The organism is Micromonospora sp. AMSO31t (genome assembly GCF_008868175.1).
Taxonomy (GTDB): domain Bacteria; phylum Actinomycetota; class Actinomycetes; order Mycobacteriales; family Micromonosporaceae; genus Micromonospora.
This window is the reverse complement of sequence record NZ_WBKT01000011.1, coordinates 1-23299: the sequence shown is the minus strand read 5'-3', so window position 1 is coordinate 23299 and position 23299 is coordinate 1. Positions and strand designations below refer to the sequence as shown.

Annotated in this window: 24 protein-coding genes and 1 pseudogene; 6 read left to right on the top strand and 19 right to left on the bottom strand. The window is 71.2% G+C overall.

Features of this window, described 5'->3' with window-relative positions; genetic code table 11:
* The first annotated feature begins 286 nt into the window (after positions 1-286).
* Complete coding sequence (locus tag F8274_RS04520) at positions 287-1285, top strand: HNH endonuclease (protein ID WP_151461003.1); 999 nt, start codon at positions 287-289, stop codon at positions 1283-1285.
* A 231-nt stretch (positions 1286-1516) separates the two neighbouring features.
* Here F8274_RS04520 and F8274_RS04515 read toward each other — a convergent pair whose 3' ends face one another.
* The 5 genes from F8274_RS04515 to F8274_RS04495 all read right to left on the bottom strand — a co-directional run bounded on the left by F8274_RS04515 (position 1517) and on the right by F8274_RS04495 (position 9330).
* Positions 1517-3958 carry a M14 family zinc carboxypeptidase gene (locus F8274_RS04515; protein ID WP_151461002.1) on the bottom strand — a complete coding sequence of 814 codons (2442 nt, stop codon included), beginning with the start codon at positions 3956-3958 and terminating at the stop codon, positions 1517-1519.
* Between the two features lie 243 nt (positions 3959-4201).
* Positions 4202-5092: a hypothetical protein gene (locus F8274_RS04510; protein WP_151461001.1), complete on the bottom strand. Its 891-nt coding sequence runs from the start codon at positions 5090-5092 to the stop codon at positions 4202-4204.
* Positions 5093-5212: 120 nt separating this feature from the next.
* Positions 5213-7366: an MMPL family transporter gene (locus F8274_RS04505; RefSeq protein WP_151461000.1), complete on the bottom strand. Its 2154-nt coding sequence runs from the start codon at positions 7364-7366 to the stop codon at positions 5213-5215.
* 153 nt (positions 7367-7519) lie between these two features.
* Complete coding sequence (locus tag F8274_RS04500; RefSeq protein ID WP_151460999.1) at positions 7520-8122, bottom strand: hypothetical protein; 603 nt, start codon at positions 8120-8122, stop codon at positions 7520-7522.
* A gap of 26 nt (positions 8123-8148) precedes the next feature.
* On the bottom strand, positions 8149-9330 hold the full coding sequence (locus tag F8274_RS04495; RefSeq protein ID WP_151460998.1) for an L-histidine N(alpha)-methyltransferase: 1182 nt from the start codon (positions 9328-9330) through the stop codon (positions 8149-8151).
* A 169-nt stretch (positions 9331-9499) separates the two neighbouring features.
* On the opposite strand from F8274_RS04495, the gene F8274_RS04490 reads away from it, so the two are divergent.
* Positions 9500-9853 carry a nitroreductase/quinone reductase family protein gene (locus F8274_RS04490; protein ID WP_148427248.1) on the top strand — a complete coding sequence of 118 codons (354 nt, stop codon included), beginning with the start codon at positions 9500-9502 and terminating at the stop codon, positions 9851-9853.
* A 5-nt stretch (positions 9854-9858) separates the two neighbouring features.
* On the opposite strand, the gene F8274_RS04485 is transcribed toward F8274_RS04490, so the two are convergent.
* The 9 genes from F8274_RS04485 to tnpA all read right to left on the bottom strand — a co-directional run bounded on the left by F8274_RS04485 (position 9859) and on the right by tnpA (position 18191).
* Entirely contained in the window at positions 9859-12105 is a 2247-nt protein-coding gene (locus tag F8274_RS04485; protein ID WP_151460997.1) for an FtsX-like permease family protein, read from the bottom strand.
* On the bottom strand, positions 12102-12773 hold the full coding sequence (locus F8274_RS04480; protein WP_151460996.1) for an ABC transporter ATP-binding protein: 672 nt from the start codon (positions 12771-12773) through the stop codon (positions 12102-12104). Before F8274_RS04480 ends, F8274_RS04485 begins: the two co-directional genes overlap by 4 nt.
* A complete protein-coding gene (locus tag F8274_RS04475; protein WP_151460995.1) occupies positions 12770-13294 on the bottom strand; it encodes a PadR family transcriptional regulator in 525 nt (174 codons plus the stop codon). The genes F8274_RS04480 and F8274_RS04475 overlap by 4 nt, the downstream gene beginning before the upstream one ends.
* A 41-nt stretch (positions 13295-13335) precedes the next feature.
* Positions 13336-14109, bottom strand: a complete 774-nt coding sequence (locus F8274_RS04470; protein WP_151460994.1) for a PPOX class F420-dependent oxidoreductase — start codon at positions 14107-14109, stop codon at positions 13336-13338.
* Between the two features lie 57 nt (positions 14110-14166).
* Positions 14167-14538 carry a YciI family protein gene (locus F8274_RS04465; protein ID WP_151460993.1) on the bottom strand — a complete coding sequence of 124 codons (372 nt, stop codon included), beginning with the start codon at positions 14536-14538 and terminating at the stop codon, positions 14167-14169.
* Between the two features lies 1 nt (position 14539).
* Positions 14540-15190, bottom strand: a complete 651-nt coding sequence (locus F8274_RS04460) for a DUF998 domain-containing protein (RefSeq protein WP_151460992.1) — start codon at positions 15188-15190, stop codon at positions 14540-14542.
* Between the two features lie 77 nt (positions 15191-15267).
* On the bottom strand, positions 15268-16470 hold the full coding sequence (locus F8274_RS04455; RefSeq protein ID WP_151461039.1) for an RNA polymerase sigma factor: 1203 nt from the start codon (positions 16468-16470) through the stop codon (positions 15268-15270).
* A gap of 104 nt (positions 16471-16574) precedes the next feature.
* Positions 16575-17792, bottom strand: a complete 1218-nt coding sequence (locus tag F8274_RS04450; protein WP_151460991.1) for an RNA-guided endonuclease TnpB family protein — start codon at positions 17790-17792, stop codon at positions 16575-16577.
* On the bottom strand, positions 17793-18191 hold the full coding sequence (tnpA, locus tag F8274_RS04445; RefSeq protein WP_151460990.1) for an IS200/IS605 family transposase: 399 nt from the start codon (positions 18189-18191) through the stop codon (positions 17793-17795).
* Positions 18192-18345: 154 nt separating this feature from the next.
* Between tnpA and F8274_RS31145 the strand changes: the two genes are divergently transcribed.
* The 3 genes from F8274_RS31145 to F8274_RS04430 all read left to right on the top strand — a co-directional run bounded on the left by F8274_RS31145 (position 18346) and on the right by F8274_RS04430 (position 19990).
* The gene (locus F8274_RS31145) at positions 18346-18750 is read left to right on the top strand and encodes a hypothetical protein (protein ID WP_192579702.1); all 405 of its coding nucleotides are present in this window, start codon (positions 18346-18348) and stop codon (positions 18748-18750) included.
* Between the two features lie 46 nt (positions 18751-18796).
* Positions 18797-19165, top strand: coding sequence for a VOC family protein (locus tag F8274_RS04435; RefSeq protein ID WP_151460989.1), 369 nt, complete (start codon positions 18797-18799; stop codon positions 19163-19165).
* Between the two features lie 90 nt (positions 19166-19255).
* Positions 19256-19990, top strand: coding sequence for a YqjF family protein (locus F8274_RS04430; RefSeq protein ID WP_151460988.1), 735 nt, complete (start codon positions 19256-19258; stop codon positions 19988-19990).
* 3 nt (positions 19991-19993) lie between these two features.
* Here the strand turns inward: F8274_RS04430 and yidD are convergent, their stop codons facing one another.
* The 4 genes from yidD to F8274_RS04410 form a co-directional block, all read right to left on the bottom strand.
* The gene (gene yidD, locus F8274_RS04425) at positions 19994-20356 is read right to left on the bottom strand and encodes a membrane protein insertion efficiency factor YidD (RefSeq protein ID WP_192579706.1); all 363 of its coding nucleotides are present in this window, start codon (positions 20354-20356) and stop codon (positions 19994-19996) included.
* Positions 20357-20410: 54 nt separating this feature from the next.
* Positions 20411-20710: a helix-turn-helix transcriptional regulator gene (locus F8274_RS04420; RefSeq protein WP_151460986.1), complete on the bottom strand. Its 300-nt coding sequence runs from the start codon at positions 20708-20710 to the stop codon at positions 20411-20413.
* Positions 20710-21045 carry a type II toxin-antitoxin system RelE/ParE family toxin gene (locus F8274_RS04415; protein ID WP_151460985.1) on the bottom strand — a complete coding sequence of 112 codons (336 nt, stop codon included), beginning with the start codon at positions 21043-21045 and terminating at the stop codon, positions 20710-20712. Before F8274_RS04415 ends, F8274_RS04420 begins: the two co-directional genes overlap by 1 nt.
* A 99-nt stretch (positions 21046-21144) precedes the next feature.
* A complete protein-coding gene (locus F8274_RS04410) occupies positions 21145-22314 on the bottom strand; it encodes an aminoglycoside phosphotransferase family protein (protein WP_151460984.1) in 1170 nt (389 codons plus the stop codon).
* Between the two features lie 108 nt (positions 22315-22422).
* On the opposite strand from F8274_RS04410, the gene F8274_RS04405 reads away from it, so the two are divergent.
* A complete protein-coding gene (locus F8274_RS04405) occupies positions 22423-23004 on the top strand; it encodes a hypothetical protein (protein WP_151460983.1) in 582 nt (193 codons plus the stop codon).
* A 22-nt stretch (positions 23005-23026) separates the two neighbouring features.
* Here F8274_RS04405 and F8274_RS04400 read toward each other — a convergent pair.
* Positions 23027-23299: pseudogene (locus F8274_RS04400) on the bottom strand (hypothetical protein); the annotation flags it as partial.

Genomic DNA, 23299 nt, shown 5'->3' with positions numbered 1-23299 from the left:
CGCAGCCAGCCCGACGACCGGTGAGTCTCAGGGGAACGTGTGTCGGGAAACGTGAACCCGAGCGAGGCACTGCAGCGTTCAGCCGGCAGATGCGTCTGCGGTGGGCCGAGCCCACCGACCTTGCAAGAGAGACCCCCGTCTCCCGTCTGGGCTCAGTCACCAGCCCAGCATGCACGGACCCACCTCCCCATGGCGGTTCTGCCGACCCTACAGCCAAGGGTCCTGCCAACGGGCCCCCCGACCGGCCACCGGTTCGCTACCAGTTGCAGGCCACAGGGCGGACTGAATGATCAATGTTGCGAAGGAAAGTATTGCGGTAGAAAGCACTGCCATGGGTCGAGCATGGAGCTTTCTGACGATCGACGATGACGACCGCCAGTTCGGGGGCAACTCTGGCTATCGGGACATTCTGGGCAGCCGCTATGCGTGGGACAACACCGTTCCGCATCATGCCTCCGTCCGGCCGGAAGACCTCGCCGTGCTACGTGACCGCAACTTCGTCCTCGGGGTGGGCTGGATCGACGAAGTCCACACCGAGACGCAGACCAAGGTGAGGCGTCGTTGCCCCGAGTGCCGGAACACCTCGTTCAAACCGCGTAAGGAGGCAACACCGCGCTACAAATGTTCACCCTGCCAGGCGACGTTCGATCTGCCGATTGAGGAGAGCATCGACGTGACGGTTTATATCGGTGACTACACCCGTACCTGGCGGCCGACCACCGATCTCCGCGTCACCGAGCTGGCACCCACCTACCTTTCCCGCTCCCAGCAGCACTCAATTCGGGAGCTTGACCCCGACTTGGTGATGCACCGTTTCTCCGAATCTGCCGACCCAGGCCTGCAGTGGTGGATAGCTGCCACCGATCCGCAGATCGCCGGCGGACACCGCAACATGCTCGGCCGCTACCGAATCGGTCAGGCGAAGTTCAGGCAGGTGCTCCGCCAACGGTTCGGTGACCGCTGCCTTATCACGGGTCCGCAGCCCGCTGCTGCCATCGAAGCCGCCCACCTTTACCGCTACTGCAATGCCGGTGAGCACGATGTACAGGGCGGCATTCTGCTTCGCCGGGACCTGCACTCGCTCTTCGATCAGTTCCTGCTGGCTGTCGACCCGTCCAGCTGGACCGTACACGTAGCGCCCCCGCTGTTGTCTTTTCCGGAGCTTGCGCTTCTCGACGGCAGGGTCTTAGCCATTCCACCTCAGGTCCGCCCCCGTCCGGACTACCTAGAGGCCCACTTGGCCTGGGCGCTGGACCTCTGGTCGTCGAAGGGATCGCAGGTATGAAATGTATTGCACCCTTCGTGCACTCCGGCACCAAGCCGTCTGGCCGAGGGCGAGGCCGGTAGCGGCCTCAGCCGCTCAGATACGCGAGCACCGTGAGGGCGCCGGCCGTACCGCAGCGACCGGCGCCGCAGTACGCGCGACGTCAGCCCACTCAATACGGGGCCGGCTTCCACAGACTGGTGGCCGCCGACGTGCAGTCGGCGGCCACCAACGTTCAAGCGGCGAACTGGCCTACTGAACGGCCACCCGCTGCTTGTTGTAGTTCTTACCTGGACCCTCCGGCTTGTAGTTGCCCTCAACGTTGCCCGCGATGTCGATCGAGAACCAGTTCACCGTGGTGTCGCTGTTCACCGTGATGTTCTGGACGCCCTCGCGCATGCCGGCCAGGGCCAGCTTGGGCGAGTTGTACGTCGGCCGGCTCCCGTCGAGCGTGTAGTACACGTTCGCCGGCTCACTGGTGCTGAACGTGAACGCCGTAGCCCCCGGCTCCCGCTTGACGACCTCCAGCGATGTCCGAGGCTGGCTCTTGTCCGTCGCGTACGCCCGGGCCACCTCGAGGATCGCGATGTTGCCGTTGGCGAACTCCATCGCCTCCTCGTGCCCCTCGGCGAACGGCGGCTGGAAGCCGACCGCGCTGAACCGCCCGGTCGCCGGGTCGTAGATGTCGGCGCCGACCTCGAAGTCCCAGCCGATGATCCCCCGGTTGTACCAGTGCTCGTCGGCGCTGTTGCCGGCCGCCGAGTAGAGCACGTCGGTCACCGGCCCGGTGCGGCCCGGCCAGATCGCCGTGCCGCGGTATTCCTGGACCCGGGAGAGGATGTAGTCCGAGGAGGTCCAGAAGTACGCCTCGGTGCCTTGGTCCACCCGCGGCAGCACCTCGCGCCCCTCGGCCTTGTACGCCCCCGGCGGCCACATGAAGTACCCGCCGTAGGAGTGAGTGTTCATCGACAGCTTGATGTTCGGGAAGTGGTCGACCAGCCAGACCTCGTTGCGCGCTTCCGGCTCGGACAGCTCGTTCGGCCCGGCGAACGTGTCGCTGGCGCAGTTGGTCGCCGACGCGCCGACGTAGCCGTCGAAGACGGAGCCGACCGAGAAGTTCCGGTTGACGTCGACGCCCCAGGCGTTGCGGCGGCCCGGGTCGGCGTTGGACGCCGGGCAGTAGTTGGTCATGTTCCGCCGCTGCATGTTGTAGTCGTACATGCTGTAGTGCGCGCCGTCGGGGTTGACGACCGGCAGGATGAAGATGTCCAGGCCGTCGACGATCTTGCGCGTGTTCGGGTCCTTCGCGTAGTTGCGCAGCAGCCGTTCGGCCGACTCGACGCAGACCAGCGGGGTCACCCATTCGCGGGCGTGTTCCTGGCAGTAGAGGAAGACGCCGACCTTCGAGCCGTCGCGGTGCTTGCCGATGCGCAGCACCTTCATCTGAAACGGCTCGCGGGACACGCTCGCCGGCGCCTTGAGGTTATCGGTCAGCTGGGTCACCGGAGCGGCGGCCACCACGCCCGTGCCGGCGTTGCCCCGGTACGTGCTGGCGGTGAGCAGTCTGGCCGCGTCGGCATTGCCGTTGACCGCGGCGACGACCTGCGCCGCCGTGCTGGTGATCGCGCCGGAGCCATCGGTGGCCAGGCGCACCGTGACGGCCTTGCCGGACACGCTCACCGTCGGCGGGGCGTTCGCCGTGCCCGGGTTGACGAGCGCCATGGTGATGTCGTTGCCGCCCTCCTGCCCGTACGCCGTCGAGGTGACGTAGAGGGTGCTGGCCGCCGCGGTGCCGAACTGGGCCTGCGCCTTGCGCCGGTAGCCGTTCGTCTTGTACGGCAGGTCGATCAGCTCGGTCAGCCTCGGGAACTCCGCGGCCAGGCCGGTGAACCGCGCGGTGACCTCGGTCGGGTCCATGTAGTGGTCGACGAAGTCCGACATGTACGGGTGCTTGCCGGGGTTCTTGCGCGGGTTGCCCAGCCACTTCGCGACTTCGACGGTGGCCGAGCCGCCCTTGTTGCTGGTGATGGTGGCCCTAGCCGGCTTGGCGCTGATGGGGACCGGGTTGCTGAACCGGTGGTACATGTACTGGCCGGCGTCGGTGAACCGGGACATGGTGGCGGTGCCGCCGGAGCCGATCGCCGTGCCGCGCCCGCTGTCCCAGCTCGCCGTCAGCACCGTCGTCGAGTCGGTGCCGGCGCTCGACTTCACCTCGATGTTGAGGAAGAGCTGGTTGTCGAGGCTGGTGAACCATTCGGCCCGCAGCACGGTCAGGGTGTCGGTGGTGGCGGTCGCCGCCGTCGCGGCGCGGATGGCGGCGGAGCGTTCGGCCATGTTCTGCGCGTAGTCGCTCTGGTCGGAGATGGCGTCCTGGACGTCGAAGCCCTTGTCGCGCAGCGCCTGGCTCTCCTCGGGGCTGAGGATGGCGTGCACCTCGATGCCGTTGCCGACGGGCTTGACGTACTCGGCGAGGTCGACGCCGAGTTGGTGGAGGCGGTCGATGCCCGACTTGTCGGCGACGACGATGCGCATGAGGCCGACGCCGTTTTGTTGGCCGGTCGATGACCGGTCGGGGGCGACCGCGCCGTCCGTCGTCGGGCTGGCGAGGCCGGGTGCGCTGACGGCAAGCGCCAGCGGTAGGGCGAGCAGGGCCAGGAATCGGCGCGGACGGTTGGATCTTCCAGTACTCCTCATGAGAGTCCTTCCGGCAAGCGATCCAGAAGGCCGCGCAGTCGAGGCGTCGGGGTAGGTCACCCCAGGCTGCCGCAGCTACACACAGCGTCGTCGCCGCCTCACCATCAGTCAAGATCTATGGCGGCCGCGCCCGCCCGGATTTCGACCACCCGGGGCGGTAGCTGCACCCGCCGGCGGCCAGCCCGTGAACGAGGTCGCCGCTGGGCGGGGGCGTTCCGGCGACGAGCCGGGACAGCTTGAAGGTCAGCCAGTGATGGTCAACTCCACCGGCAGGCCCTGCGTCACCTCCAGGACTGCCCGCTCCCCCAGTGGTCGCGACAGCTCGAGGGTGGCGCTGCGCTGCGCTCCGATGGCAGGGCATGCCTCGTCCTTGGCGTGCCGGTACTCGATGACGATCACGACGACCGCCAGGTCCGACTCGACCGCTTCGGCGCTGTAGTCAGCCCCGCACGTCTTGCTGCGGGGGCCGGGCGCGCCGGTGAAGGTGACGGTCAGTTCGCTGCTCGCGGTCGTGGTGGTCGCTGAGTCGATCGTTAGCCCCTCGTGTGGGTGATCGGCGTCCCAGGGTGGTGGGGTCACCCGGACGATGGCCGAGGGATCCACCGCCACCCGTGCCAACCGCACGGCCGTTCCCGCGAGGGTGTACTCCCACGCCGGGGCGGTCGCCGGGCCGCGGGTGGTCGGGACCGTCATCGTGGTCAGGCGAGCCCCCGTGAGCCTGAGCGGCGCGCAGCCGGAACAGTCGCCCGTTCCCGAGGCGCGCAGCTGCGCCAACGCCCCGTCCGCCGAGATCAACGGCACGTCCTGACGGGTGCCGCTGGCCCAGACGATGGTGCCGGCCCGCTCCGTCGCCACGGGCAGCGTCGTGGCGGCCTCGACGCGGCCGGCCGACAGGGTCTCCTTGTAGGACCCGTTCGCCGGCTCCCAGTCGCCGAGTTGGCGGGTCAGCTCTCCCACTGGAACGAAGGGCGCACCTCCCGCAGCGCGAACCGCCTGGTCGTACCGGGTCAGGGCGCCGCCTGCCTGCTGGCGCAGCCCGTCGAGCGGGTCGACGGCTGAGCTGTTCCCGGCGGACCCACAGCCGCCGAGCAGGGCCGTGACGGTGATCCACGGCAGTACCCAGGGCCGATGCATGCTCGCTGTCTCCACTTCCTTGAGACGCCCGCACGCCGGTCCGGGTTGCGCCTCACCGGCGTACCGGCGTCAGCTCGATGGGAACCCGTACGGCCGGTCCTGCGCCGCCCGAGCCGACCGCTACGCCTCCGCGATTCCTGCCGGCTCCGGCGAGGCGTGCCGCCCCTTGGCGGGCCGCTCGTCCCCATGCCCCGGCCACCAGGCCTTGTGCCCGATGAGCGCCGTCAACGCCGGCACGAAGAACATCGACATGACGAACGCCGACAGCACGATCCCGATCGCCACCGCGAACCCCATCTGCTGCAGGAACGAGATCGGCGCCAACATCAACACGCCAAAGGTCCCAGCCAGGATGAGCCCGGCCGCGGCAACGGTAGGCCCGGCATGCTCCACCCCGATGGCCGCCGCCTCGTGCGGCTCGTTCCCCTCCCGGGCCTCCTCCCGCAGCCGCGCGATCATCAGGATGTTGTAGTCCGTCCCGATCGCCACCACGAACAGATACAGGATGATCGGCAGCTGGAAGGTGACCCCGGGGTTGCCCTGCAACCCTTGGAAGACGTACACCGTCGCGCCCAGGGTCGCGGCGAAGTTGAGCAGCACCGCGATCACCAGGTAGATCGGCGCGACGAGGCTGCGCAACAGCAGCGCGAGGATGAGCGCGATCAGCGCCGCCGCCACCGGCAGGATCACCGACAGGTCCCGGTTGTTCGCCGAGTTGATGTCCGCGAAGATCGCCGTGGTCCCGCCGACCAGCGCCTTGGTGCCGGGCGGGGCCGCCTCGTGCAGGGCGGACCGCAGGTCGTCGCGGACGAGCGTGATGGCCTCGTTGGAGACCGGGTTCTCGTTCAGCAGCAGGTTGACCCGCGCCACGCTCGGGTCGCTGCTGCGCTCCGGCGGCTGCGCCTGGCCCACTCCCGGGGCCTTCGCGGCGGCCGCCGCGAAGTCGGTGACCTGCTGTTCGGTCAGCGGCGTCCCGTTGCCGGTGGTCAGGTAGACCTCGGTGGGCGCGAGGGCGCCGGCGGCGAACCCGCGCTGCAGGTCCTTGGCGGCCTTGGCCGACTCGGTGTCCTGCGGGAAGCCGGCGCTGAAGTCGTAGTCGGCCTTGTAGCCGAGCACCCCGGCGGCGAGCGCGACCAGCAGGGCGCCGGAGGCCGCCGCGACGAGCGCCGGTCGGCGGCCGACCGTGGTGCCGAGGCGCCGCGACAGGGTGGCCTTGGGGGTACGTTGCCACGCCTTGGACGGCCAGAAGACGTACCGGCCGAGCAGGGAGACGACCGCCGGGATGAGGGTGAGCGAGGTGATGAGCATGACGGCGACGGCGATGGCGAGCGCCGGGCCGAGCGAGCCGAAGAAGCCGAGCGAGGCGAGGAGCAGCACGAGGAACGCGACGATGACGGCTCCCGCGGCCGAGGTGATGACCTCGCCGACCCGCTGAACGGAGACGATCATCGCGGTGCGCTTGTCGTCACCGGCGCGCAGCCGTTCCCGGTAGCGGAAGAGCAGGAACAGGATGTAGTCGGTGCCGATGCCGAACAGCACGATCAGCAGGATCGTCTGCAGGTCCTGGCTGACGTTCAGGTCGAACGCCTTGCCCGCCGCGGCGACGAGCCCGGTGGTGATGGTCAGCACGGCGCTGACGACCACGACGGGCAGCAGCGCCGCGATGGGGCTGCGGAAGATGATCAAGATCAGTCCGATGATCAGGATGATCGTCGCGACGCCGACCACGGCGAAGGCGCTGTTGAAGGTGTCCTCGTTGTCGACGAAGCTCGCCACGTCGCCGGCCACGCCGGCGGTCAGCCCGCTGCCGGCCAGCTCGGGGCCGAGGGCACCCCGCAGGTCGCGTACGGCGTCGAGCAGCGCCGGGTCGTCGGGGGTGGTGGCGTCGAGCCCGACGGTGACCACCTGCACCGACTTGTCCGGCGCCACGGCCGGCGGGCCGGTCAGGTAGCCGGAGGTCTTCGGGATGTTGCGGGCCTTGAGCGACTGGGCGACCTGACCCACCTTCGCCTCGTCGGCGGGGGTGAGTTTCTGCCCGTCGGTGCGCTTGACCACGATGGTCGCCGTGGCGGTGGCCTGCTGCGGGAACGCCTTCTGCCCGAGCTCGGTGGCCTGCACCGATTCGTAGGAGTGGGGCAGGAAGCTCTCCTGGTCGGCGGAGGTGATGTCGCTCAGCGACGGCGTGGTGGCGATGATGGCGACGGCCGCGAGCACCCAGCCGGCGATGACCCACCACGCCTTGCCTACGACGAATCTGCCCAGCCGCTCGAACATGGTTTCCCCCGGATGTGTTCGGCTCACCTGTTGTCGGGAGCCCAGAGCACCAGTGGGCCCGCCCGTCACGATGGCGGCAGCCTTCGCTACCCGCGGTGCATCGTACCGTCGGGGTGCAATCCCTTTCGGACGCCGCACCGCCGCGGCGGGCCCTTATCGAGGGGCACGCCGTGCGGTCAGGGGCGGCGTGGCCAGCAGCGCGACGAGGTGTTCCTGCATACGTTCCAGGGGACCGTCGGCGCTGTGCAGTCCCTGGTGAAGGTCGCGGAGCACCTCGTCGGACCCGTTGGTGAAGGCCAGGATCTCGGCGAGGGAGAGCTGGTGGTTGAAGATCTCCGCCTCGTTCCGCCAGTCATGGAGCATGCTGGACAGCCCCTCGTCGCGCCCGGGGGACAGCACGGCCGACGACAGCGCGGCGTTCACCGCCGACAGGTTCATCCGGGGGTAGACCTGCCGGCGGGCCGGCTGCGCGGCTCCCACCGCGAAGGGCGGGGAGGCCAGCACCTTCTGGTTGTCCCGCAACTCCTCGGCGACGGCCTGGAGGGCCTCCGCGCGCCGCTCCCGGCCCGCCGCCCACCGTTCGGCGACGATGCCGGTGATGCCGCCGAGCAGGCCGAGGATCTGGACCGCCGGCTCGAAGCGCGACGTGCCGGCCGACCGGCTCCACCAGACGGCGCTGACGACGAAGGCCACCGCCAGGCTGCCGGCGGTGACCAGCATGATCCAGGTGCGGGGCGCCGTCAGCCACGACGGCACGGACGTCGGGCGCGGTCGTCCGCCCGTCATGTGCCGGGGCGGCGGAACACGTCCCGGGCGGCCGTGTCGTGGCCGTTGCCGCCGTCGCTGCTCGACAGGAGCATGAGGTCCATGCCGAACCGGCGGGCCCGCTCGTAGGCCTGGAACTGCGTGAACGCCTCGCTCTCCACGAACAGGCCGGCCTTGGCCAGCGCGGCCGCGAGGGCCTTGAGCTGGTATTTCCGGGTGATGAGGAGGCGGATGGTGTCGCCGCTCGGGAAGCTGACCTCGCTGCGGTTCGGGAGCACGATCTTGAGTTCCTCGGCGGACCGGTTGCAGTAGATCACCTTGATGACCAGGGACCGCCCCTCCTCGACGACCCCCTCGAAGCGGACGTAGTTCATGTTCACCGAGAGGTCGGTGTTCTGGCGCAGGGCGCTGATGACGAACTCGCGGAACACCCAGCTGGTCTCGTACTCGCGGGCGGCCTGCTGCGCCATCCGCTCGTCGAGGTGCGACGCGGTGGCAACCTCCACGAGCAGCCGGTCCTGCGGGCGCAGGAGTTGCCGGCTCAGCCGCTCGACCAGCTCGACGTCCTCGTCGAAGTTGGCCATCGTGTTGCCGAGCAGGGAGAACAGCACCGGCTCGTCCCCGATGAGCCGGTCCCGCAGTTCGTTCAGCTCGGTCACGTTCTCCTCGACCGAGAAGTCGAGTTGCACCGGCAGCAGTTGATTGCGGAACTGCCGGAAGAAGGGCAGGGCCTTTATCGGCTTCAAGCCCAGGCGCAGCATCTCCGCGCTCATGTCCACGGGCACGTAGTACATCTCCGGGTTCGCCCGCTGGAGGTCGGCCAGCACCACGGCGTCCTTCTCCCCCGTGCCGGGGCCGAGGCTGACGTAGTGGTAGGGACGGCCGTTGTGCCGGGAGTGCAGGCTCCGCCAGCGCCGGCTGAAGGTCTCGATCCCGTCCCTCATGACCGGATAGTTGGGGTCCGTGCAGGCCCGCTGCCAGTTGACCGCCGGTTCGATTCCCCAGTACGAGTAGCCGGACACGATCCTCTTCTCGTCACCGGTGGACGAGAAGGGGCGCTGCAACTCGGCGGCCAGCTCGTTGAGCTTGCGGGACTGGTCCTCACCGACCAGGCACAGCGACCAGGAGAACTCGGTTTCCGAAATGACCTTCTCGAGTCTGCGCAGAAGCTTCAACTGTTCCCTGGCCGGCTGATCCATGTTGTGCCATCCCCGAGCGAGGTCGGTCCCCATGCTCCGCCCGCCAACCTTAACAGCGTCAAAGTCTCCTCTGTGGACCCGTGATCAGGGCCTCGACAAGGTCGCGGATTCCACGACGGCCGGGCGCGGGAGCGCCTAGCCTGGCGGAGAGGCGCAAAGGGGGGAAATCGTGGCGAACGTGGTCTGGGACGCCCTGGACGGGGTCCGCGAGGTCGAGATCACCGTGACCGGCCGGAGGACCGGCCGGCAGATCACCCACCCGGTGTGGTTCGTGCTGGACGAGGACAGCGTGTTCCTCGTCCCGGTGACCGGCTCGGACAGCCAGTGGTACAAGAACGTCCGGCAGACCCCGATGATCGAGGTGTCGGCGAACGGGACGGCACTGAGTTCGAGTGCCACCCCGATCACCGAGGCCGACCGGGTGAACCACGTGGTGGAGCTGTTCAAGGCCAAGTACGGCGCGGACACGGTGGAGAGCTACTACCCCAAACACGACGTGGCGGTCCAGGTCCCGCTCGGATAGCGGAGCTAGTCGTTGCGCGCCGTCTCCGGGCCGGTGATCCGGCGCAGCAGCGGCAGCGTCGAGGCGACGATCGCCAGCGACGCCGCCAGCCCGCCGGCGACCATCAGGTAGAACGACCCGTCCGGCGCCAGCAGCGTGTAGCCGAGCTGCGCCCGCAGGAACAGGTGCGCCGCCAGGAACCCCATCCCGATCGCCACCACGGCGACGAGCAGCAGCGGCACGACGGTTTCCAGCGCCACCACCCCCCGCAGCGTGCGCAGCTGCACCCCGGTCAGGCGCAGCATGCTGAACGGCCGCTTCCGGTCGCTCAGCCCGCCGGCCACGCTGACCGCCAGGCTGCACCCCGCGATCGGCAGGCTGGCCAGCATGATCACGTTGGCCAGCTGCTGGAACTGCACCATGAGCCGGGCGGAGTTCGACTCCCACTCGGCGACGCTGGACGGGAAGCGCACCGTCGGGAACGCGTTGATCAGCATGGTGCGGGCCTGCTCGAACGCGGCGCGGCTGGTGGTGTTGACGACCACCGACCGGATCGGTTGCCGGTCGACCTGCGCCGGATCCATGTCGGCAGCCGCCCAGACGTAGCTGTCGTTGGTCAGGTCCCACGCGCGCTCCCCGATGAGGTCGTCGGCCACGGCCGCGACCCGCGCGCCGGTGGGGCAGCTGCCGAACACCGCCAGCCGGTCCAGCTCGGCGCAGGTGATGACGCCCGGCCACCACCATCGATAGGCGGGTGATTCCGTCCCGTTCACCTCCATCGGCGGTGGCTCGGTGACGGGATTGGCGCGGACCAGGGTCACGCTGCGTACCCCGGGGATCGTCGCGAGCCCGGCCGGGATCCGGTCCGCGCTCGGCGCGGGGCCGTCCTCTGGCTGGAACCACATGGACAGGGACGTGGCGGCCACCGAGTCGGTGCGCGGCTCGCCCCGGTTGGCCACGTAGGTGGTGATGATGCCGGTGGCCACGCTGGTCACGAACAGCGCCACGATCAGGCCGCTGACGGACCGGAAGCCGGCCCGGGGGTTGTCGGCGAGGCGCCGCCCGGCGATGAGCGCCGCCGGCCGGCTCGCCCGCCCGGCCAGCAGCCGCGCGCCGGCCATGGTCAGCCAGGGACCGGCCAGCACCAGCCCGATCAGGATCAGAAGGAACCCCGAGAGGTACGCCGTGAGCTGCCCGTTGGTCGTGGGCGGGCGCCGACCGACGAAGTACGCCAGCTCGACGAGCCCGGCGACCAGCGGGATCAGCCGCCAGGCGCGCGGCGGTTTCGGGGTGACCCGGCGCGCGACGCCCAGCGGGGAGATCTGCACCCGGCGCAGCGCCAGCCAGGAGGCCACGACGGCGCCGAGCGGGATGCCGAGCGCGACCGCCAGCACGTCGACGGCGGTGAGCGACAGGTCGCTGGTGAAGAACGCCTCGCCGGTGAACGGGATCGCGGCGATGCCGGGCCGGGCCGCGAGGAACAGGGCGAACCCGGCGAGCGTGCCGGCCACGGCGGCGAGGGTCGACTCCACGGCCGAGATGAGGGAGATCTGCCGCGGGGTGGCGCCGATGAGCCGCATGGCGGCGAAGCGCTGTTCCCGCCGGGTGGCGGCCAGCCGAGTCGCGGTGCCGATGAAGATGAGCACCGGGAAGAGCAGCGCGGCGGCGACGATGGACAGCACGAGTGCCATGCCGTCGTGGTTGATGCCGACGTAACAGCCTCGGGAGCAGCTGTCCGGCGAGGTGGTCATGATCTGGGTGACCTTGCGCGCGCCCAGCGGTTCGAGGTCGGCCGGGGTACGGCCGATGACGATCAGCAGCGAGTCGGGCGAGGGCAGCGCCTCCCGGCCGATGGTGCCGACGTCCCGGCCGGGGAATCGGTCACCGAGTTCCGCGGCCGGGGTGGCGCGCAGCAGCTCGCCGAGGGCGGGTGAGACGTAGAACTGGCCCGGCGAGGGCAGCTTCGGGATGCCCGGCGGGACGGGGGCGTCCGGCCCGGTCGCCGCGACCTCGACCCGGCCGATGGAGCGGCCGTGGAAGTAGTCCTCCCGGATGAGCCACCACATCGGCTCCGCGGACGGGTCGGCCGACGCCGGGGCGACGGCGGTGTTGAGCCAGGCGTACCGCTGGTTCTGCGCGTCGACCGCGTTCATGCCGGCCAGCGTGGTCAGGAGCATGCCGACGCCGAGCGCCACGGCGGCGGCGATGACGACGAGCCGGGTGGCGGCCTCCCGCCCACCGGCCAGGGACAGCCGGACCGCGAACCGGATCATGCCGACACCAGCGCCTTCACCCTGCCGTCGCGCACGATGACCTGCCGGTCGGCGTACGCGGCCACGCGGGCGTCGTGGGTGACGAGGACGACGGTCGTGCCCTCGTCGCGGGCCGAGGAGACCAGCAGGTCCATGACCTGCTCGCCGGTCAGCGAGTCGAGCGCGCCGGTCGGCTCGTCGGCGAACAGCGCGCCGGGCCGGGCGACGAGGCCACGGGCCAGCGCGACCCGTTGCGCCTGCCCGCCGGACAGCTCCCCGGAGCGGCGCCGCTCCAGGCCGGCCAGGTCGAGCCGCTCGAACCAGGGCCGCGCCTCCTTCAGCGCGGCGGCCCGCTTGACGCCGTTGAGCAGCAGCGGCAGCGCGACGTTCTCCTCGGCGGTCAGCTCGGGCACGAGCTGACCGGACTGGAACACGAAGCCGAACCGGTCCCGGCGCAGCACGCTGCGCTGGTTCTCGCCGAGGGTGTCGATCCGGCGGCCGTCGAAGTGGATCTCGCCGGCGTCCGGCACCAGGATCCCGGCCAGGCAGTGCAGCAGGGTGGACTTCCCGGAGCCGCTCGGGCCCATGATCGCGACGATCTCGCCCGGTGCCACCACGACGCTCGCGCCGCGCAGCGCCGGGGTCTCGCCGAAGGACAGCACCACGTCGCGCGCCTCGACCGCCGTCATCCCCGCACCTCCTTCGCGAGCGCGTCCAGCCGGGCGGCCGTGGTGTCGATCCAGTGCAGGTCGGCCTCCAGGTGGAACAGGCCGTGGTCGGCCAGCATGGCGTCGACAAGCGAGCCGGAGCGCTTGATGTCGGTCAGTTCCTTCATCCGGCCCAGGTGGGCGGCGCGCTGGCGGTCGAGGTACTCCTCGGCGGGGCGCCCGAGCATGAGCGCCAGCACGACCTTGGTGAACAGGACCGTCTGCAGGTTGGGCTCGGCCGGGACGGGTTCGGTGAGCCACGACTCGACCTCGGTGGCGCCGCGGTCGGTGATGACGTAGCGCTTGCGCTCCGGGCCGACGCCCGGCTCGACCTCGCCGATCACGATCTTGCCGTCGCGGGCGAGCCGGCTCAGGGTCGCGTAGACCTGCCCGAACGGCAGTGGCTTGCCTCGGCTGAAGAAGGCGTCGTAGTCGCGCTTGAGGTCGTAGCCGTGGCTGGGCTCGCGTTCGAGCAGGCCGAGGAGGGTCATGGGAACGCTCATGACGTCACCATACCCTGAGCGTATACCTCGCGTATATACCTTCAGCGTGCAGTCAGTTCGAAGTGCACGGTGCGGCCGGTCCTCGCCCGCCCGAGCCGGTGCGTCAGCGGCACGAGCACCCCGTGCAGCAGCGGGTGCTTCCCGACCAGCGCCCGGCTCGCCGCCCGGTACTCGGCCCCGTCCAGCCGCCGCGCCACCGCCTCGACCGCCTGCCCGGTCGGCTTGCCGAGCGCCGTCGACGGCGCCACTGTCACCCGCGGGTTGTTGCGGATCCGCCGGGTCTTCCACGCCTTCTCGAAGCTGCGCACGTACGCCCGCTCCCCCGCGACCGCGACGCTCACGGCCGTCGGCACGGCGGTGCCGTCCCGCTTGAACGTCGTCAGCACCACGGTCTTCTGCCGCACCAGCGGCGCCCAGCCGGGCGCCGGCGCGGGATCGACGTACCCGACCACCCAGCCGAGCTGCCGCAGCCGGGCGACCAGCGCGGCCACGGCGAGGAGGGCCGACAGCAGGACCAGCCAGGTCTGGGCCGCGCTGCCGCCCAGGTCGGCGTCGACCACGTGCGACAGGGTGTGCGCCGCCGCGCCGACCACGTAGCCGGCCAGCGCGACCGCCAGGGCGTCGGCCCAGATGAGCGCCAGCAGCAGGGTCGCCCCGATGCCGAGCTGGAACGCCCCGACGTCGTGCACGAAGTGCTCGTGCGGCGGGAAGTTCACCGCCGAGCTGAACGAGTCGGCCCGGGTCAGCGCCCAGACCCCGACGACCAGTGACGCCGCGCCGAGCAGGGCGGCCGTTCCGCGTACCAGTGCTCTCATGTCCGTGGGACGGCCCGGCGCCCGGCGGTGTGACCGCCGGGCGCCGGGAGATCGGCCTCAGCCCTCGTGCGGTCCCTCACTCACCCGCCGGACGTCCACCTCGACGTCGATGCCGCTCTCGGTGAAGACGTCGACGAACCGCTTGGCCCACTCGACGGCCTCCTCCTTCGACCGGACCTCGATCAGCCCGAACCCGGCGATCAGTTCCTTGGTCTCGGTGAACGGCCCGTCGGTGACGGTCTTCTTGCCCTTAGTGGCGGTGATCCGCGCCGACTCTTCGCTGCTCTTGCACAGCCCCTCGGCAGCCACCAGGATCCCGGCCTTGACGACCTCCTCCATGTAGGCCCCCATCCGCTTCATGAACTCCGGCGACGGCTCGAAGTTCCCGGGAACGGCCTCGTCCAGCTTGTGCATCATCATGTAACGCATCTCAGTGCTTCCTCTCGGTGATCGTGTGCAGGGAAACCGCGGTGAGCCAACCGAAGACCAGGGCCGAGCCGAGGACCATCCGGACACTGACGCTGTCCTGGTCCGGCCAGGCCATGACGACGACGGTCGCCGCGGCGACGAGGATCGACGACAGCGCGCCCACCCGCCCGAAGCGGCGGGCGAACACGAGGCAGGCGACGGTGAGCGAGCCGAAGGAGAGCATCGCCCCGACCCCGTGGCCGTAGGAGTGCCAGCTCATCGACTCCGGGTTGCCCTCCGGTGCGCCGGCCGGCCAGCCCATGCTCGGGTCGGCGCGGAGCACCCCGGCGACGACGAGGCCGACGCCGAGCACCGCGACCAGCGCCGGCCCCCACGTCCCGGCCGGCCCACCGCGCAGGGCCCGGCGGAAGCCGGCGGCCCCGGCGAGGGCCAGCAGGCCGGAGACGACGAAATTGGCGATCTGGATCCAGCCGTGCTCACCGAGGGCGAGCAGGCTGAGCGGTTGCCGGCTCAGGTCGAAGCCGTCGCGGGTGAACGCCTGGGCGAGGCCCAGGCCGAGGAACAGCGGCCCGGCGGCGGCGCCCGCCGCGAGCAGGGTGCGGGTCGAGACCCCTCGTGCGGTGCCGGCCCGGGTGAGTGTCGTGCTGGTCATCTCGATCTCCTCGTCATCGGTTCTCGCTGACGCGTCGAACGGGGCGACCGGGATCCGACATGACTTCTCAAGATTTTTTACCAGCCGCAGGCGGCGGCGCGGTCGAGCAGCAACGCGCGCTCGCGGGCGTTGCCGGTCAGCGCTGCCGCCCGCTCGAACTCCGCCCGGGCCTCGGGCAGCCGGCCGAGCTTGAACAGCAGGTCACCGATCACGCTCGGCAGCAGGTGGTAGCCGGCCAGCGCCGGCTCGGACTCCAGCTCCCGGGCCAGTTCCAGGCCGGCGGCGGGCCCGTCGGCCTGGGCGACGGCGACGGCCCGGTTCAGCTCCACCACGGGCGAGGGCACGAGCCGGGCCAGCTCCGCGTAGAGGGTCGCGATCCGCGCCCAGTCGGTCTCCTCGGGGGTACGCGCCCGCGCGTGGCAGGCGGCGATCTCGGCCTGGAGGGTGTACGGGCCGGGATGGTCGGTGCGGGCCCGGTCGAGGGCGGCGAGGCCGCGCCGGATGAGCCACTGGTCCCAGCGGCCGCGGTCCTGGTCGTTGAGGAGGATCGGCGTGCCGTCGGGGGCGGTGCGGGCGCGGGTGCGGGACGCCTGGATCTCCAGCAGCGCGGCGAGGCCGTGCACCTCGGGTTCGTCGGGCATGAGCCCCTGGAGCAGCCGGACCAGGCGCAGCGCCTCCTGGGCGAGGGTGGGGCGCATCCAGTCGTCGCCGGCGGTGGCCGAGTAGCCCTCGTTGAAGATGAGGTAGACGACCTCCAGGACCGAGTCGAGGCGTTCGGCGCGCTCGGCCGGGCCGGGCACCTCGAAGGGGATCCGGGCGGCGGCGAGGGTCTGCTTGGCCCGGGTGATGCGCTGGCCGACGGTGGGTTCGGTGGTGAGGAAGGCGCGGGCGATCTCGCCGGTGGTGAGGCCGCCGACCAGCCGCAGGGTGAGCGCGGCGCGGGCGATGGGCGACAGGACCGGGTGGCAGGCCACGAAGATCAGCCGCAGCAGGTCGTCCTCGATGTGCTCGTCGAGGGCGGCGTCGAAGTCGGGGGTGACCTGCTCGTCGAGGTCGCGGCCGAGTTCGGCGAGCGTACGCTGCTGGGTCTGCCGGCGGCGCAGCGTGTCGACGGCCCGGCGCTTGCCGACGGTGGTCAGCCACGCTCCCGGGTTGGCCGGGACGCCGTCGCGCGGCCACTGTTCGAGGGCGGCGACGAGGGCGTCCTGGGCGAGTTCCTCGGCCAGGCCGACGTCGCGGACCAGGGCCGCGATGCCGGCGACGACCCGGGCTGCCTCCATGCGCCACACCGCCTCGACGGTGCGCCGCGCGTCGGACTTCCCCACGCGCACTTGACTTCCTCCCCGTGCCTCAAGGGCGGGGGATTCCCGTGGCTGAGGCGTGTTCACGCCGCGAGCCGTTCGGGTGGTTGGCGTTTCACAGACAGCCCTGCGGCTAGGTCTCCACGCCCTGTTACCGCCAGCCCGGCGGCGAGGATGTTCTTGGCCGCGTTCACGTCGGCGCGGTCCTGATGCCCGCAGGCGACGCACCGGAAGACCGCTTGGCTCTTGCGGGACTCCGAGGCGACATGCTTGCAGGCGTTGCAGGTCTGCGACGTGTACGCGGGGTTGACCTTCTCGATCTTTGCCCCGTGGTAGCGGGCGGCGTGTTCGAGCTTGAGCAGGAATCCGCCCCACCCTTTGGCGAGGATGGCCCGGTTCAGGCCAGCCTTCTGGCGGATGTTACGGCCGGGCTGCTCAACGGTGCCCTTCGCGCTGGCCGTCATGTTCTTGATCCGCAGGTCCTCGACAGCGACCATGCCGTGCTCGCGGACCAGGCGCACGGCGGTCTGCGCGGCGAAGTCAGCTCTGCGGGCCCGGATACGGGCATTCAGCCGGCCGAGTTGCGCGCGGGTAGCGTCGCGACGTTTCGATCCGCGGTTGCGGCCATGGACCCGCAGCGACCGGGACATGCGCTGCTGCAACCGCTTGAGCCGGGCCGCCTCGCCCGCGGTGACGAACTCCCGCTCGTCCAGCCCCCCGTCAGAGGTGGCCACAGCCACGGTGACACCCCGGTCCACACCGACCGGCGGCTTACCGTTCGGGGCAACCTCGCTCCCGCCGTCCTCGACGCAGAACGAGATGTACCATCGTCCGCCGTCACGCAAGACCGTGGCGTTGCAGATGGCGCCACCCAACGGCCTGGTCCACCGAAACCTGACCGGCCCGAACTTCGGCAGGCGCACCTCACCCCACCTGCGGTTCAGCCGCTGCATGGCGATGTGTTTGGGGTCGGGAAACCGGAACGACGGGGCCGTGCGGGCCTTGGACCGCCAGCGCACCTTCCACGTGCCATGCGTCTTGCACGCCCGGTCCAGGTCCCGCAGGGTTTGCTGCAACGTGTGCGACGGCGCGTCGGCCAGCCACGCGCAGTCCGGGTCTTTCTTCGCCTTGGCCATCTGCCCGGCCTGCTCGTTGTAGCCGATGAACGCGCCGCGGCGGCGGTACTCACGGCGCTGCTCCAACGCCGTGTTCCACACCGCCCGACACATTGCGCCGACCTGTTCGGCGTAGGCGGCCTGCTCGTCGGTGAAGGCGAGCAGATAGCGGCGGCCGGTCAGCATTCAGCGGCCCTTCTGCTGCTCAACGTACCGCTGTACCGCGGCCAGTGGGGCACCGCCGGTGGTCGCCACGAAGTACGAGTTCGTCCACAAGGTCGGCAGCCGGGAACGTAGCGACGGGAAATCCTCACGCAGCACCCGAGACGTCCGTGCCTTGATCGCCTTGACGAGCTTGTGGACGCCGAACCGCGGGTCCACCTCGACCAGCAAGTGCACCTGATCAGGCATGACTTCCAGCGCCACCAACCACGCCCCTTTCTCCTCCACCACCTCACCGATGAGCTGCTTCAACCGCTCCTCGATCCGGCCGCCGAGCACCCGGCGTCGGTACTTCGGGCACCACACGACGTGGAAAGCGCACTGGAACACGACGTTGCTGTTCGACCGCAGGGCAACAGACACCTGTGCAATATACAGCCTCGTGCTATCTACTGCCCGTCCAAAAATGACACGCTAACCCCACGGCTAAAGCCGGGGATCTTCGCGCTACGCACTTCGATCCCAGCAGCCCGGTCCCACGTTCACCAGCAACTGTGCGGGCAGGCACGATGGCGGGATGGACGAGGACGAGTGGTACAGCCGCCACGGTCTCCGCCCGGCCGACCTCGGCCCGGTGCGCGCCCTGCTCCACGAACAGACCGCGCTGGGAGTGCACAACGACAGCGCGCTCATTCACCTCTGCTGCGTGCAGTTGTTCCTGCGCGGTGACCTGGCCGACGTGCTGCCGATCTGGCGGGCGAAGCACTCCAGCTTCGACGCCGCCTGCTCGGTGGAATGGCAGCTGCTGTGCGGCGCGGGCCGGGAGCGGACCCTCGACCACCTGCGGTCGCTCGGCACGCCGGAGGCCGAGGAGGTGGTGGCGTACCTGTCGTACACCAACCCGGCGGACGTGGCGGCGTTCGACGTCGAGGAGCAGTCCCGCTGGCACGCGCAGTACTACGAGTCGGAGGAAGTGTCGTAGGCGGCTCCTAACCTGGCGCGGTCATAGCCGATTGCAGGGAGGCGTTGTGCTCGACCACTTCTCCGTCATGGTGCGCGACCTGCCGGCCAGCGCCGCCTTCTACGACGCGGTGCTCGCCCCGCTGGGCGGCCGGCGGATCATGGAGCCGGGCCCGATCGGCTACGGCGTCGACAGTCCCGACTTCTGGCTGGTGCCCGCGCCCGCCGACAGCGGCGCGCCGCTGGAGGCCCACATCGCCTTCACGGCCCCCGACCGGGCCGCCGTGCAGGCGTTCCACGACGCCGCGGTGGCGGCCGGCGCCGAGGTGCTGCACGCGCCGAGGGTGTGGCCGGAATACCACCCGACCTACTTCGGGGCGTTCGTCCGTGACCCGGACGGCAACAACGTCGAGGCGGTCTGCCACCGGCCCGAGTGAGCCGTCCGCTCGTTGAACCCGGGGGCCCACGCGGGCCGGAGGGGCCTCCGGCATTCCTCGCCCGGCCGCCGGACGGGGCACGATGGGGGCGTGGACGTCGAGCCGGTCGACTGCGCGCCCGTGCGGGCGTTCCCGCGTGCCTGGCTGCGGCAGCGCTGGCGGGATCTCACGTTCCTGCACTGGGCGGTCGCGCCGGAGGTGGTCGCGCCGCTGCTGCCGGCCGGCACCCGGCCGGACACCATCGACGGGCTCAGCTATGTCGGGCTGATCGGGTTCCGGATGGTCGGGCTCGGTTTCGGCCGGGGACCGGGCGTGCCGTACTTCGGCACGTTCTGGGAGACCAACGTCCGGCTGTACTCGGTCGACGGCACCGGGCGGCGGGCCGTGGTGTTCCGCTCGCTCGACGCGTCCCGGCTGGTGCCGGTGCTGGTCGCGCAGGTGAGCCTGCGGCTGCCCTACAAGTGGTCGGCCATGCGGCTGGAGCGGGACGGGGACCGCCTCACCTACCGCTGCCGCCGGCGCTGGCCCGGCCCCGCCGGGGCGTCGAGCCGGATGGAGGTCCGGGTCGGTGATCCGATCGCCGACCCGACGCCGCTGGAGCACTTCCTCACGGCCCGCTGGGGCCTGCACACCCGGGCGTACGGGCGCACCCTGCACCTGCCGAACTGGCATCCCCAGTGGCCGTTGCACCGGGCCGAACTGCTGCACCTGGACGACGAGCTGGTCACCGCCGCCGGGTTGCCGCCGCCGGTCGGGCCACCGGTGAGCGTGCTCCACTCCCCCGGCATCCCCGTCGTGTTCGGCGGGCCGGCGCCACTGGGTTGAGTGTCAGCGCAGCGGGTCGTGGGTGCCGCGCGGGACGCCGGGCCGGCAGCGGCGCACCCGGTCGGCGGCCAGCCGTCCGCCCACCGCGAGGCCGTACCGCTCCACCGCCGCCAGTCCGTAGGCGCTGCACGTGGGGGTGTAGCGGCACTGGGCGGGCCAGCGGTGCGACAGCCAGCGCCGGTAGCCGAGAATGGCGGCGCGGCCGGCGCGGTCCACGGCCGGACGGCGCACCACGCCGGCGGCGACCGAGCCGAGGGTCAGCAGCAGCGAGAAGAGGCCGAGGTCGCAGCAGCCGGGGCCGTCACAGTCGGGCAGGTCGCAGTTGCACCAGTCCCGGTCCTTCTTCCTGTGGCGTCGCTTCCGCATGATCACGGAGCCATGGTGCGGCATCCGCGCCAGCGACCCGAGGCGCGCCGGAGGTCAGGCGGCGTGGGCGATCGGCGAGAACCGGACGTCGAGCCGCATGTCCAGCGCCCGGGCGAGTCGTTCAAGGACGACGAGCGTGGGTACGGTGCCGCCGGCCTCGAAGCGGGCCACGGCCGACTGCGTCATGCCGGCCGTGCGTGCGAGCTGGGTCTGGCTCCAGCCGGCGCGTTCCCGCAGGTCCCGAACGGTCTGCCCGAGTTCGAACGCCAGCCGGGCGGCCGCGTACGCCTCCTCCGCCCCCGGCTCGGCCATCCGCCGTCGGCGCAGGTCGGTCCAGTCCACTCGATCCGTCATCACTCCGCCCCCTCGACCACGGTGTGCCGCTCCGCCACGCACCGCTCCAGAGCCCGGCGCGCCCGCTCGACCTCCCTGTCCTCGCGCATTCGCGTCTTGCGGAAGACCGTCAGCAGGATGATCCTCCGCTCGGAGGCCATCCAGTACGTGATCCGAATCGCCCCACGTTCCAGATAGAAGCGCAGTTCCCGGAGCTTGCCGTCGAGTTGCCGCGTGTGCGGCTCACTCAGCAGCGGGCCCCGATCGGCGAGAAGATCGATGTAGAAGGCGGCTCGTGCGAACTCTGCGGTCGGCAACTCCTCCAACCAGCTACGGACTTCTGGTTCCAGCTCCACGCTACCCAGGCCATAGCGTTGATGCTATGGGCTCGGCTGTCTCCGCCTGGACCAGCGACGTCGCGTGTCGCGCCGGAGCGAACTGTGGATCCAGCTGTGTCAGGCGGTTGCGGCGGCCCGGGCCAGGCAGGCCGGCACGTCGCCGCGGTGGTAGGGGTGCTCGCTCGGTTCGATGCCGGCCAGGAACATCGCGTACACGGCGGCCAGCCGCAGCTCGGCGACCGGGCGGAGCAGCTCGACGGCGCGCTGCGGGTCGCTGCCCGGCACGTCGGCCCGCCAGCGCGCCGCCCAGGCGTCGCGCAGCCGGCCCGCGACGGGCGGGTCGAGCGCCTCGGTGAGGCGCAGGATGTCGAAGGCGGGGTGGCCGACGAACGCGTCGCCCCAGTCGATGACGGTCCGCCGGGTGTCGTCGCCGCGCACGTTGCCGGGATGCAGGTCGCCGTGGACGAGGGTGTCGGGCAGGCCGCAGTCGCGGACCCGGTCGAGCCGGTCGTCGAGGCCCGCGAGCAGGTCGGCGGCCACGGTCGGGTCGTGCGGGGCCAGCCGGTCGCGGATCCAGCCGGCCAGCGCCGGCCCGCGCCGATCGGGTACGCCGGCGGCGACCAGCGCGGCGGCCTCGCCGGCGGCGCGGAGCTGGACGCTGTGGTGGTCGGCGGCGACGGCGGCCCGCTCGGCCTCGCCGGCGCCGTAGCGGTCCTCGCCGGGCACGTGGTCGAGCAGCATCCGACCGGTGTCGTCGGCGGCGAGCAGGGTGGGGGCGGTCGTGGGCGCGGCGGTGGCCAGCCAGCGCAGCACGGCCGCCTCGTGCCGGAAGAACTGGGGCACCTGCTTGAGCCAGGCGCTGCCGGCCGGGCCGTCGAGCCGCCAGATCGCCGACAGGTTCCAGGTGCGCTGCTGCGCCACGGCGGCCACCGGCCGGCCGAGCCGGCGCAGCTCCCCGGTGGCCCAGGCGACGCTGCGGGCCGGGCCTGCGGGCTCGGCGTACGGGGCGCGCAGCGGGTGCGGCGCCAGGTCCACCGGCACCGGGGTCAGGGAGACGGCGGGCGGCTCGGTGACCTGGCCCAGGTAGGTGACGTGGCCGCCGGGCGGTTCGGGGCGGTCGCCGGTGAGCAGCCGCAGCACGGCCACGTCGACGCCGTACCGGCGGCGGGCCCCGTCGACGATCGAGCCGACCTGCTGCCACCACGGTTCCGGGACGTCGTACGGGGGCAGGGCGCCGAGCGGCCGGCCGTCGGCGTCGAGCAGGACCAGGGTCACGGTGCGGGACACGGGCCGGACGGTAGCGGGGCACCCCTGCGGGGCGCGAACGGTTAATCCGGGGACCGGTGGGGGTCCAGCCCCGATGTCCCCGGCCGGCCCCGGGACGAGGCTGAGGCCATGACCCTCACCGATTCCCGGACGCGTCCCGCGTACCCCTGGTTGCGGCCCGTGGGCGTGACCGCGTCGCTGCTGCTCCTCTCCTACGGCCTGCTCCGCCTCATCGACCGCCTGGACGGGCACAGCGACAAGGGCGCGTGGGCGTGGAACACCGGGCACACCCTGTTCCTGTTCGGCATCCTCGGGTTCGCCGTGCTGGCCGTCGGTCTGCACGGCGTGCTGCGTACCCGCTCGACCCGGCTCCGGGCGGTGGACGACGTCGCGGCGCTGGCCGGCCTGGTCGGCGCGGCGGCGTTCGTCTGGGTGATCCTGGGCGACCTGTTCCCGCGCTTCGCCGACGCCGTGGAGACGCCGGACCTGGTGCTGCTCGGCGGGCCCGCGCTGTTCGAGGTGGGCCTGCTGGTGCTGCTGTACCGGGCCGCCGCGGCGCGGCTGCTGCCGGTGTGGGCGCCGATGCTGGTGCTTGTCGGGTTCGTGGCGATCGCCGTGAACCTGGACCTGCTGCCGGTGGGCGCGGCCCTGGTCCTGGCCGGCCTGCTGCCGCTGCGTGCGGCGCCCCGGTCGCCGCGCCTCGCCGGCTAGGGGCGCGGGTCGGCCCGGGCGGTCAGGTCCAGAAGGTCCGGTGGTAGCCCTGGTTGTCGGCGCACGAGTCGCGCCGGCCGCCGGTGAGGCTGACCGTGCCGTCGCGGCACTGCACCAGCCAGCCGCGGCCGGACCAGAAGCCGGGCACGCAGTCGAACCAGTCGCAGACGCCCCGGGCCGGTTTGCGGATCCGGGAGCCGCCGCAGAAGTCGTACCCGTAGGGATTCGGTGGGGCGCCGCAGCGGCGCTCGGCGAGCGGTGCCGGCGGGGTGCTCCGCGACGGCGCGGTGGTCGG